Source organism: Gilliamella sp. wkB308, assembly GCF_001690185.1.
GTDB lineage: Bacteria > Pseudomonadota > Gammaproteobacteria > Enterobacterales > Orbaceae > Gilliamella > Gilliamella apicola_I.
Genome location: NZ_LZGN01000025.1, coordinates 16,718 through 29,159 on the forward strand (window position 1 = coordinate 16,718; position 12,442 = coordinate 29,159).

General features: G+C 35.0%; 9 protein-coding genes. 7 read left to right on the forward strand and 2 right to left on the reverse strand.

The window, feature by feature from the left end; genetic code table 11:
• Positions 1-4 precede the first annotated feature (4 nt).
• Complete coding sequence (gene flhA / locus A9G10_RS04000) at positions 5-2,092, forward strand: flagellar biosynthesis protein FlhA (protein ID WP_065558031.1); 2,088 nt, start codon at positions 5-7, stop codon at positions 2,090-2,092.
• A gap of 107 nt (positions 2,093-2,199) precedes the next feature.
• Here the strand turns inward: flhA and A9G10_RS04005 are convergent, their stop codons facing one another.
• Positions 2,200-2,835, reverse strand: a complete 636-nt coding sequence (locus A9G10_RS04005) for an NAD(P)-dependent oxidoreductase (RefSeq protein ID WP_065558030.1) — start codon at positions 2,833-2,835, stop codon at positions 2,200-2,202.
• Between the two features lie 187 nt (positions 2,836-3,022).
• Here A9G10_RS04005 and A9G10_RS04010 point away from each other — a divergent pair, with 187 nt between their 5' ends.
• The 3 genes from A9G10_RS04010 (at position 3,023) to A9G10_RS04020 (ending at position 7,074) form a co-directional block, all read left to right on the forward strand.
• Positions 3,023-3,358, forward strand: coding sequence for a winged helix-turn-helix transcriptional regulator (locus tag A9G10_RS04010; protein WP_065558029.1), 336 nt, complete (start codon positions 3,023-3,025; stop codon positions 3,356-3,358).
• A gap of 198 nt (positions 3,359-3,556) precedes the next feature.
• On the forward strand, positions 3,557-5,977 hold the full coding sequence (locus tag A9G10_RS04015) for an McrB family protein (protein WP_143425950.1): 2,421 nt from the start codon (positions 3,557-3,559) through the stop codon (positions 5,975-5,977).
• A 5-nt stretch (positions 5,978-5,982) separates the two neighbouring features.
• A complete protein-coding gene (locus tag A9G10_RS04020) occupies positions 5,983-7,074 on the forward strand; it encodes a 5-methylcytosine restriction system specificity protein McrC (protein WP_081298967.1) in 1,092 nt (363 codons plus the stop codon).
• Between the two features lie 176 nt (positions 7,075-7,250).
• Here A9G10_RS04020 and A9G10_RS04025 read toward each other — a convergent pair whose 3' ends face one another.
• On the reverse strand, positions 7,251-7,799 hold the full coding sequence (locus A9G10_RS04025) for a hypothetical protein (RefSeq protein WP_065558027.1): 549 nt from the start codon (positions 7,797-7,799) through the stop codon (positions 7,251-7,253).
• Positions 7,800-8,005: 206 nt separating this feature from the next.
• Here A9G10_RS04025 and treR point away from each other — a divergent pair, with 206 nt between their 5' ends.
• The 3 genes from treR (at position 8,006) to treC (ending at position 12,324) form a co-directional block, all read left to right on the forward strand.
• Complete coding sequence (gene treR, locus A9G10_RS04030; RefSeq protein ID WP_065558026.1) at positions 8,006-8,974, forward strand: trehalose operon repressor TreR; 969 nt, start codon at positions 8,006-8,008, stop codon at positions 8,972-8,974.
• 173 nt (positions 8,975-9,147) lie between these two features.
• Positions 9,148-10,575, forward strand: coding sequence for a PTS trehalose transporter subunit IIBC (gene treB, locus A9G10_RS04035; RefSeq protein WP_065558025.1), 1,428 nt, complete (start codon positions 9,148-9,150; stop codon positions 10,573-10,575).
• Between the two features lie 75 nt (positions 10,576-10,650).
• The gene (treC, locus tag A9G10_RS04040) at positions 10,651-12,324 is read left to right on the forward strand and encodes an alpha,alpha-phosphotrehalase (protein WP_065558024.1); all 1,674 of its coding nucleotides are present in this window, start codon (positions 10,651-10,653) and stop codon (positions 12,322-12,324) included.
• Positions 12,325-12,442: the final 118 nt, after the last annotated feature.

The following is a 12,442-nucleotide window of genomic DNA, read 5'->3' on the forward strand; positions in this document are numbered from 1 at the left end:
TCACATGATTAAAAATAAAATAGTTTCGTTTTTATCAACCAATGGGCTTAAAAAAGGGCATTATCAGATTTTAGCAGGTCCACTGCTGATTTTATTGATTCTTTCAATGATGGTATTACCTTTACCTGCATTTATGTTAGACCTGTTTTTTACCTTCAATATTGCGTTATCAATCATTATTTTGATTGTGGCATTGTTTACTAAGCGTGTACTTGATTTTGCGGCTTTTCCAACTGTGTTACTGTTTGCGACTTTATTACGCTTGTCATTAAATGTTGCCTCAACGCGGGTTGTTCTGTTAAAAGGCCATACTGGCAGTAATGCCGCAGGTCGGGTGATTGAAGCCTTTGGTCATTTTCTGGTAGGTGGTAATTTTGCGATAGGTATTGTAGTTTTTATCATTTTGGTGATTATTAATTTTATGGTTATCACCAAAGGGGCCGGGCGAATAGCCGAAGTCGGGGCTCGCTTTGCGTTAGATGGTATGCCCGGTAAGCAAATGGCTATTGATGCGGATCTTAATGCTGGATTAATTGGTGAAGACGAAGCCAAAGCACGCCGAGCCGAAGTCACCCAAGAAGCCGATTTTTATGGTTCAATGGACGGGGCAAGTAAATTTGTTCGGGGTGATGCCATTGCTGGCTTATTGATAATGGCAATTACCATTATCGGCGGGCTGTTAGTTGGGGTCGTACAACATGGTATGGCACTAGCGGATGCGGGGCAAACGTATGTATTATTAACTATTGGTGATGGTCTGGTTGCTCAAATCCCTTCTTTAATTATTTCAACGGCTGCTGGCGTGATCGTGACAAGAGTCACATCACAAGAAAACATCAGTGAACAGATGCTAAACCAGTTGTTTAAAAATCCACAAGTATTAATCTTGACTGCGGTTGTCATTGGATTATTGGGTTTGATTCCGGGTATGCCAAATCTGGTGTTTTTACTGTTTACTGCAATATTAATTTTGCTTTCTTGGTGGATTAACAAGCAGAAAAAAAATGATACGACTGCCAGCACTAAGCAAGTTGATACGCAAGCGACGACACCCAGTAATATTGAAGCATCTTGGTCGGATGTCAGTATTGAAGATATTTTAGCAATGGAAGTGGGGTATGGGTTAATTCCTATGGTAGATCAGACTCAGAATGGTGAATTATTGGGTCGGATACGCAGTTTACGGAAAAAGTTTGCTCAAACGTTTGGTTTTTTGCCACCTCAAGTTCATATTCGAGATAATTTATCTCTTGCCCCTTATCAATATAAGTTGTTTATAAAAGGGGGGGAAATAGGGAAAGGTGAAATCGTAAATAACAAATGGTTAGCGATTAATCCGGGTAATGTGGCAGAAACCATTGACGGAATAGCCACTACCGAGCCTGCTTTTGGTTTGCCTGCGGTATGGATAGATGCTAGCAATAAAGAAAATGCTCAAATCTTAGGTTATACCGTTGTTGATACCAGCACCATGATTGCGACGCATTTTAATCATTTGTTACAACAGTTCGCCAGTGATTTATTAGGACGAGTGGAAACACAAGAGTTACTGGATCATGTTAAACAAGATATTCCAAAATTGGTGGAGGATTTTATACCGGGCGTTATTACGTTAACGACTTTTCATAAAATACTCCAAAATTTAATTGCCGAAAAAGTGTCAATACGTGATATGCGCACAATTATCGAAACCATAAGTGAACATGCACCAAATCAAAACGATGCTTATCAATTACTTAGCTTAGTGCGAATAGCATTAGGAAGAGTGATAACACAACAATGGTTTCCGGGCAATGGAGCAATTAATGTCATTGGTTTAAATGTGAATTTGGAGCGATTGTTGTTACAAGCACTCCAAAATACCAGTAATGTTGAGCCGGGATTAGCGGATCATATTATTCAACAAGTTAAGCAGGCTTTAAATCAGCAAGATGCCATTGGTGCACCGCCTGTACTTTTGGTTAACCACACATTAAGACCGATGCTTTCACAATTTTTAAGACCCCATTTTCCACAGCTTGTGGTATTGTCAAACTTAGAAATCACGGATAATCGAGAAATCAAAATGACTTGTCAAATTGGTGTAGAATAGTACCAGTAATTTGATTAATCACGCTTAAATTGAAAATTCAGCAATAAAAAGCGCTATCATATAGTGAACAGGCATTAGCTGTTCACTATATAAAATAGATTTTTATCTTATTCTGTCACTACTGTAAAACGTTGTTTAATGTGTTTGGCATTTTCTGCTTCATCAACCATGGCTATGGCATAATCAGCATAGCTAATTTGGCTTTTTCCTTGAGTGTTGAATAAGACCTGTTCACCGCCTGCTTTGTAGTGACCTGTTCTTGCGCCATCGGCAATGAACTCAATAGCTGGGCTTAAGTAAGTCCAGTTCACATCCTGACATTTTTTTAATTCATCGAGCGCTTTAGCCATATTATTAGCTAATGGTTTAAACTCTTCTGGAAATTCCGGTGTATCAACTAAACGAACAGTATGTTCAGGATTGACATATAAACTACCTGCACCACCAACAACTAATAAACGGTTAGGTTTACCGCTTAAAATATCGGTTAAATGTTTTAAACTAGTTTGATGTTGAGGAAGTGATTCAAGGCTCCATGTTGCAAATGCATCGACAATAACATCAAAAGGTTTCAAATCTTCATAAGTCAGATCAAACAGATCTTTAACTAAGATTTTTGCATTAGGATTAACATGAGAATTTGGATTACGGACAATTGCCGTCACATCATGCCCACGTGCAATTGCTTCTTTAACTATCAGACTGCCAGATTTACCACTTGCACCAATAACAGCTATTTTCATCTTTTTACTCCTTTATTCTTTTCAATTTAATAATATTGTTGGATTCTGGTTTTAGGTTATGTTAAGAAAAATCTTTAAGTAATGAATGTTTTTAGATTAATATTCTAAGTATCTATTGTAAAGTAGGTACTAAACAGTAATATAGTTACCAAATTAATACTATAATTGAATTTAAAGGATTTTTAATATGTCTCTCAATGAAAATTTACCCCCTTGTCCAGTCGAAACTACGCTTATGTTAATGGGCGATAAATGGAAAGTCTTAATTGTTCGTGATTTATTAACAGGTACAAAACGCTTTGGAGAATTAAAAAAATCCTTAGACGGAATATCGCAAAAAGTGTTAACCCAGCACCTACGTGCCATGGAAAAAAACGGATTAATTCATCGCAAAGTCTATGCCCAAGTACCACCGAAAGTGGAATATACTTTAACCGATGTTGGACAAAGTTTAAAACAAGTGCATGACGCCATGTTAGAGTGGGGAAGTGCTTATAAGTTAAGGCAGTGTGTTAAGAAATAGGTTTTTAACATGAATAAAAAGCTATTTTTTGTCAATTATATTTAATGATATTAATGGTTATTTAAGTATTTTTTTTGAAAATTTGACCTGTATCACATATTTAATTAGATTTGTTCACTTTTTTATCTTGTTTTAAGTTAAACTTCGTTTCTAAAATTTATCTTTACAATAGATTATCTACTTTTGAAAGGAAAAATATTGGAAGCAATAAAAACATATTGGTTTTTAAGCGCTAAGTTTAATGGTGGTGAAGACCAAACAGAACGTTTTGTTAGATTAGGTATTTGGGAAAATGGTTACGATAATAAATACTTAAATACCGTACGTACCATTTCAGTTGGTGATCGAGTTGCGATTAAATCCACTTATAACTTAAAAAAGAATTTACCTTTTGATAATAAAGGTCAAGCTGTTTCGGTCATGGAGATTAAAGCAACCGGCATTGTGACAAAAAATTATGGTGATGGAAAGTTATTAAAAGTTAATTGGCAAAAAGGGAATCTAAATAAAAAATGGTTTTTCTATACCAATATAGCCACTATTTGGAGTGTTAAAGATGATGAATGGTTATCAAAACAATTAATCAATTTTACTTTCTATAATGAACCACAGGATATTGACTATTTTCGGAATGCGCCTTATTGGCGATCACGTTATGGTGATGTTGCCAATCGTACCCAATTGTTCAGTTGGGTACGTTTTTATGAAGCTATTGCAGATAATTTATTAATTTATCTAGACAAAAGCAAACGTTCAATATTAATGGAATTTGTCAATCAGCTGGCCACCGAGTTTAAGCTTTCTTATTTACTCGATAAAGGTTTACAGGATATTTGTCCATTTACTGCATTAGGAACATTTAATCGACATATTAAAGAAACGACAAGAATAGAAATTGCAAAAAAGTGGGCTGAATTTCTTAATATTGAAGAATCCGTCCCTAACTCTTTTGAGGGCATACCATTACTTAATAATCAATTGTCTTGGTTTTTTACCAACTCTGAAAATCAACAACAAGAGATTGATAATTTGTGGGAATTTTATGCTACTGCACTGAAGTTTTCTAATGCTGATGAAAACTATCGAGATGAGTTTGAACAAAAATTTGACTTGATCATGTCGCAGTCATATTTTCCATGGCAATTAACAAGTGGTTTATTTTGGATTCGTCCTCACGCCTATGTCGTATTGGATAAGGCTTCAAAAACTTATCTTACTGATGAATTGGAGTTGATAAAAGATGATCGATTATCTAAAGAGCATTTTAATGGTAATGTTTACCTAAAATTGCTCGATGATTTAGCAATGAGATTTAACGAAGATTACTTTCCTATTCACTCTTTTCCTGAGCTTTATTTCACTGCACTACGTAAATATGAAAATCGCACATTAATTAATGAAAATTTAGCATCTAATAATCAATGGCAAATTATATTATTACAATTCATCCAAGAGCTTTGCCAAGATAACGGAAGTAATGTTTTTAATTGTAAAGAGTTGCTGGATAAATACGGACAACAACTTGAGGAGGAATTTCCAAATAATAGAGTTACAAGTAACTTGTTAACTTACACTTTACAACGAATGAAAGATAAAAAATTTTTTCAGTTTTTGGGGAATGGTAAATATCGGTTACTTAATCATAATATTGATGGAAAAAGAGGAGAAATCATGGAAAATGAACCAGATATTGATGCACCATTAATTGATGATCCATTATTTGTTAGGCATCCTTATACATTAAAAAATTTAATTCAAGAAGACTGTTTTATCGATAAACAGCAATTGCAACAAATGATATCCAGTATAACAAAAAAGAAAAATATCATTTTACAAGGCCCGCCTGGTACAGGTAAAACTTGGTTAGCTAAAAGGTTAGCTAATATTATTATTGGTTATAAAGATTCAAATAATATTCGAGCAATTCAATTTCATCCTAATCTATCTTATGAAGATTTTATTCGTGGTTTTCGCCCTACCAGTGAAGGTAAGTTAGCGCTGATCGATGGTCCATTTTTGGAGATAATTCATCAAGCCAGAAATGATCCTCAATCTAAATATGTTATGGTTATTGAAGAAATTAATCGAGGTAATCCGGCACAGATTTTTGGTGAAATGCTAACGCTGCTTGAAGCTGATAAGCGAATACCGAGTGAAGCATTAGAATTGACCTATCGCCGTGAACAAGAAAACGGAATATATATTCCCGATAACTTATATGTCATTGGTACGATGAATATAGCGGATCGATCTTTAGCATTAGTCGATTTTGCATTACGTCGACGTTTTGCGTTTTTTACTTTAGATCCTAATTTTTCAGAAAAATGGTTACGCTATATGATTAAAAAAACAGGGCTCAATAGTAAGCTTTTAGAAGAAATAAGAGAAAGAATGAATGAATTAAATGAATTCATTGCTCAAGATAGAATGTTAGGAAGTGCTTTTGCTATTGGTCATAGTTATTTAACTCATCATAGAGCTATACCGAAAAGTGAAGGTTTAGTTTGGTATCAAAATATTATTGATACAGAAATTAAACCTTTATTGGAAGAGTATTGGTTTGATGAAAAAGATAAACTTAACAAAGCAATGAAACTTATTAAGATTGCATATAAATAATTTCAATGAATACTGAATCGACAACAAGACAAAATACCACATTAAATAAAATACCTATTAAAAACATATGGTTACTTTTATTGTATGCATCAGATTATTATAAAGAGCTTGATAAACAGCAGCGAATAAATTTTGAAGAAAATCCTGAAAAAATTGTTGAGCTGGCTGCTGAGATTTATTGCAAGGCAGTACACAAAGGATTGCGTTATTCATTATCTAACAGTTATCAACCTAAAAAGCAAGTTTTAACACGTGTTAGAGGGAAAATTGATTATTTAATAACCGCACGTAAATTATTACTTGAAAAAGGTAAAATCCATTGTCGATATGATGGATTAACAAATAATACACCCAAAAATCAATATATTCATGGTGCTGCTCATGTTTTATTAAGGCAATTAAATAATGATAAATTGATTAAGCAATGCAAACAAATAACCAATCGTTTTAAAGAGTTAAAAATCGGTAAATCTAACTATTACAACCCTGTTATCGATCAGTTCAATCGATCAAATCCTCATGATAATCTATTAGTTTCGGTGGCTAAATTGGTTCATAGTTTATCTATTCCAACAGAATTATTCGGTAAAGAAACACTTAATACGTTGGAGAAAACTGATCAGTGGTTAAGAGCATTATTTGAGAAAGCGGTAATTGGTTTTTATCGGGTTAATCTCGATCCAAATGAATGGCAAATCGAGTCGGGAAAAAGGTTTAAATGGCAATGTACCCAATCGACGGACAACATTGGACAGTTTATGCCAGAAATGATCACCGATTTAATTATAGAAAATAACAAAACTCATTCTCGCTTAATTGTGGATACTAAATGTACCTCAATTTTTAATCATAACAAATTTTCTTTTAAGACAGATCATTTGTACCAACTTTATGCTTATGTAAGAAGTCAAGAAAGAAGTGATGACCGATTATCCTATTCTGCATCAGGTATGCTGTTATATCCAACAACAAATCAATCGATTAATGAATATACTACCATTCAAAATCATCAGCTATTTTTTTGTACGATTGATTTAAGTCAAGCAAACATGAGAATTAAAGAGTGTTTGCTATCTTTATTGGCTCAAAGTACATAAGCAATCTGCATCAAGATTCGACACCATTAGAATGAATTGATGCATTCAATCGAAAAGTTTATAACCAAGTACCACCTAATATGAAATTCACACATTACCAATGTTGCTCAGTGTTTAAGACAAGTGCATAACATAATATAAATAAATTAATAGGATAATATTCATTAAGCAAAAAATTAAGGCTCATTAGCCTCAACTTTAGAACAAATAAAATAAAAATCATTCGGTTTTGAGTCATTATCCTGACCAATAATTATAGTATCAGGGTAAAGTTTATTGTCCGTAATAGGGGTAATATCTTTTCGGTATATGTCTGTATCATTCAAAGGAATGGGTTCTTCACAGCTACGCAATATAGTGTTAGCACCAATCAATTTAGCGAACTTGTGCATATCCCCTTTGGCTTTAGCATAAAAAGATGTGACAAAATTATCGCTTTCATAACGAATCATATTCACCCATACATTCTTGATTTTGATAGGTTGCTTAAAATGGTATTCGATTCCAGTGATATTATCTTGTTGTTTGTTTTTTATGGTAATTTTTTGTTTTTCAAGTTCAGCAATGATTTTTTTATCTTCGATGGCAAAAGGCTTTGATTGACATAATAGAGCAGTTTTAAATTGTTCTTTAACGGTAGCTATTTTGGTGACATTACTTGATGCGTGTCCGGATAAACTGACAAAAAATAAGATATAACCTAACAGTAAATATAATTTTTTCATGTTTAATCGCTTGTCGTAAAGTGAGATATTGAGTTAAACAGTACTACTAATGACCTGTTAAATTTTAACCTGATTCTACCATTAGACATTAATTTAGGTATACCAATATTTCATGATTTTTAATATCATCCAAACAGCTACCGTATCGCAATTTTGTTGAAACTATATTACTATAATTTTATTGATCTTTATTCAGCAAAATTATTATGAGCAAGTCATCGAGCCACTTAACCATTAAGGATATTGCCAAACTTAGCGGAGTAAGCAAATCAACGGTTTCAAGAGTAATTAACCATGACCCAATGGTGAAAGAAGCAACACGTAATAAAGTCAATGCCATTATTGAACAATATCAATTTACGCCGTCTAAATCTGCAAGAGCAATGCGAGGTTATGGTAATAAAGTGATTGGTATTATTGTTACTCGTCTTGAGTCGATGTCTGAAAATCAAGCTGTCAGTAGTATGCTGCCAATATTTTATCAACATGGCTATGATCCGATTATTATGGAAAGCCAATTTAATGTTGAAAAGGTTGAAGAACATTTAGCCATGTTGAAAGATAAGCAGGCTGACGGTGTCGTGGTTTTTGCCTTTACAGGATTGGATAAGGGAGTATTGTCTTTCTGGCAAAATAAGAGTGTGGTTATTGCTCGTTCATTCCCTAATCATATGTGTGTTTGTTACGATGATATCGGTGCAGTAACTCACTTACTTGAGCATTTATATCATCAACAAAAACAGCGTAATATTGCTTTTATTGGTATTGAACAACAAGACCAAACTACCGGTGCGCTACGTTATCAAGCTTATCTGGATTTTTGTCAGCTTCATCAAATCACCCCTAATGCTTGTTTAGGAAACTTAAGTTACCTGTCAGGCTATCATCTTGCTCAAACAGTCATTAAATCATCACCTTCTGCTATTGTTTGTGCGACTGAAACGCTTGCGTTAGGTTTGCATAAATATCTTCATGAAAAGCAACTTAATAATACCATTGTTGCGAGTATCGGACAGAGTGAATTGCTCCGTTTTCTTTTTCCACAAACGTTATCTGTGGAGTTAGGTTTTGATAAAGCTGGAACTTATACCGCTCATGAATTACTCCGAATGTTAACCGATGAAGTTGAACTCAAAACGGTGACTATCCCTTGCCAACTGGCTGTTAATAAATAGCGATAACAATTTAAAATTATTATAGTTTTTATTATTTATGTGAGATCAATCACAAATAGGGAACGTTCCCATTTATTGTTTGTCTTTTTCAATCTATGCTAAATCCTAATTCAAACATAGCCAATGTATTAATAGCTAATTCAGCTAAATATCTATGATAGGGAGACTTGGAGATGGCTAAAGATCCTAATATCGCCTCAGAATCGATAACCGCATTAATTGATTGTGTGGGTGGAAAAGAAAATATTGCGAGTGTTACTCACTGTTTAACACGATTAAGATTTGCACTGTCTGATCCCAAATTAGCCAATATAAAAGCCATAGAGGGATTACCTTTTGTAAAAGGGTGTTTTAATAATGCTGGGCAGTTTCAAGTTATTATTGGAACGGATGTTGATAGTTATTACAAATTATTGATTGATCGATTAAATATTGATGAAGCGACTAAAGAGCAAACAAAAGCCTCAGCTAAAAAAAATATGTCATGGTTTGAACGCTTAATTTCAAATTTAGCTGAAATTTTTGTGCCATTATTACCCGCACTGATTGCGGGGGGATTATTACTCGGCTTACGTAACGTGATTGGTGACATGCCAACTATAAATGATAAACCACTTACTGACACTTATACTTGGTTGGTACCTATTCATAGTTTTCTTTGGTTACCTTGTGAAGCGATTTTCAACTTTCTACCAGTAGCCATATGCTGGTCTACAGTCAAAAAAATGGGCGGTTCCCCTGTGTTAGGGATTGTTTTAGGGATAACATTGGTTTCCCCACAACTGATGACTGCTTATGATCTAGGGAAAAAGATTCCCGAAGTGTGGGATTTTGGTTGGTTTACGATTCAAAAAGTCGGCTATCAAGCACAAGTGATTCCATCTATTTTTGCCGGTTTAGCGTTAGGATGGATTGAAACTCGATTACGTAGAATTGTCCCTAATTACCTAACTTTAGTGATTGTACCAATTGTATCAATACTATTAGCCGTCGTCCTTGCACATTTTCTTTTAGGACCAATCGGACGAATGTTGGGCAATGGTATTGCTTATGTGGTTAAATACCTAATGACGGGTGATTATGCCTTCATTGGTTCGGCTATTTTTGGATTCTTCTATGCACCTTTGGTTATTACAGGAATTCATCATACTACATTAGCTATCGATATGCAGATGACACATAGTATGGGTGGTACACCGATTTGGCCAATTATTGCCTTATCCAATATTGCTCAAGCTTCAGCCGTTGTTGGCATCATTCTAATCAGTAAAAAACATAATGAGCGTGAAGTTTCCATACCGGCTGCGATATCAGGTTACCTAGGTGTAACTGAGCCAGCTATGTACGGTATCAACTTACGCTATAAATTCCCAATGTTCTGCGCCATGATTGGAGCGGCGAGTGCTGGGTTAATCTGTGGTTTACATGGTGTATTATCTAATGGTATAGGTGTGGGTGGATTACCTGGTATTTTATCCATTAAACCGATTTATTGGGGAATTTATGCATTAGCTATGATTGTGGCAATTGTCGTACCTATTGTTTTAACATCAGTTGTTTATAAAATAAAATTGAAAAAAGGTACGTTAGATATTCGCTAAACACGATTCAATAACCGTTAACCGTTCAATTATGGAACGGTTAATTTATGACAGATGAATAATTAAGAGCAAACAATGAATACGAACGAAATCCCTTGGTGGCAAAATGGTACTATTTATCAAATCTATCCCAAAAGTTTTCAAGCCAGTGGTACTGGTTCAACGGGAGATTTATTAGGCATTATAAGCCGATTGGATTATCTTAAAAATCTGGGCATTAGTGCGATTTGGTTAACGCCAATTTATCCCTCTCCGCAAGTTGATAATGGTTATGATGTATCGGATTATTATGATATTGATCCGGCTTATGGCACGATGGACGACTTTGAATTATTGGTTAAGCAAGCGCATGAACGTGATATCCGTATTATGATGGATATGGTATTTAACCATACTTCAACAGAGCATCCATGGTTTAAATCTGCCTTAGATAAAACCAGTCCTTTTCGATCGTTTTATATTTGGAAAGATGCCAAAGCTGACGGCTCAGAACCCAACAATTGGCGGTCAAAATTTGGCGGTAACGCTTGGCAGTGGCATGAGCAATCAGGACAATACTATTTACACCTGTTCGCAAAACAGCAAGCCGATCTCAATTGGGAAAATCCAACCGTACGCCAAGAGATTAAAAATGTGTGTCAATTTTGGGCGGATAAAGGCGTCGATGCATTAAGGCTGGATGTGATTAATTTGGTCTCTAAACAGCAAGACTTTCCGGATGATGTCCAAGGGGACGGTCGAAAATATTATACAGACGGCCCCAAAATACACGAATTTTTGCAAGAGATAAGCCGAGATGTTTTCCTACCTAATGGTTTAAAAACAGTGGGCGAAATGTCATCCACTACATTAGAAAACTGTCAAAAATATGCCGCATTGGATGGTAAAGAGTTGACAATGACGTTTAATTTTCATCATTTAAAAATTGATTATCCAAATGGGGAAAAATGGACGCTGGCTAAGCCCGATTTACTTGAACTCAAAAAAATACTTGGCTATTGGCAAAAGGGTATGCACGGTAAGGCGTGGAATGCAATTTTCTGGTGTAATCACGATCAACCTCGTATTGTGTCACGTTTAGGTAATGAAGATCAATATCACAGCGAATCAGCTAAAATGCTGGCGATGATTCTTTATGGACTACAAGGCACACCGTACCTTTATCAAGGTGAAGAGATCGGGATGACAAATCCCCATTTTACTCATATTTCGCAATATAAAGATGTGGAAAGTCTTAACATCTACCAAGAAAAAATTGCCGAAGGTATGTCAGAGTCTGACATGTTAGCGATTCTTGCCAGTAAGTCACGCGACAATAGCCGAACGCCAATGCAATGGGATCATACTGCCAATGCCGGATTTAGCCAAGGTAAACCTTGGATTGAGGTGGCAAATAATTATTCAAAAATCAATGTTAAGGCAGCGCTTGACGATCCCAATTCAATCTTCTATTGCTATCAAACCTTAATCAAATTACGCAAAATGTATCCGATCTTTATTTTCGGTGACTATCAAGATCTAACGCCTGATGTTGCTAATTGTTGGTGCTATGCCAGACATTGGAATAATCAAACGTTACTCGTGATAGCCAATCTGACCGAAAATACGGTTAAATGGCAATTACCTAATGGGTTTGAAAATCGTCATTGGCAAAGATTGCTAGGTAATTATGAAAACCAAACTATATTAAAGCCAGAAATGGTGTTACAACCTTATGAGGCTATGTATTGGTTGCATATAAATAGTTAAACGGTTGTATCAGGTTACAAGGATATACACTAAATCATTTTGTTCTATTGAATTAAAAAATTGTTGAGCGAATAAGGTAGTAAGAAAATGCCAACACTTGTGTTGGTTTTTTGATTGA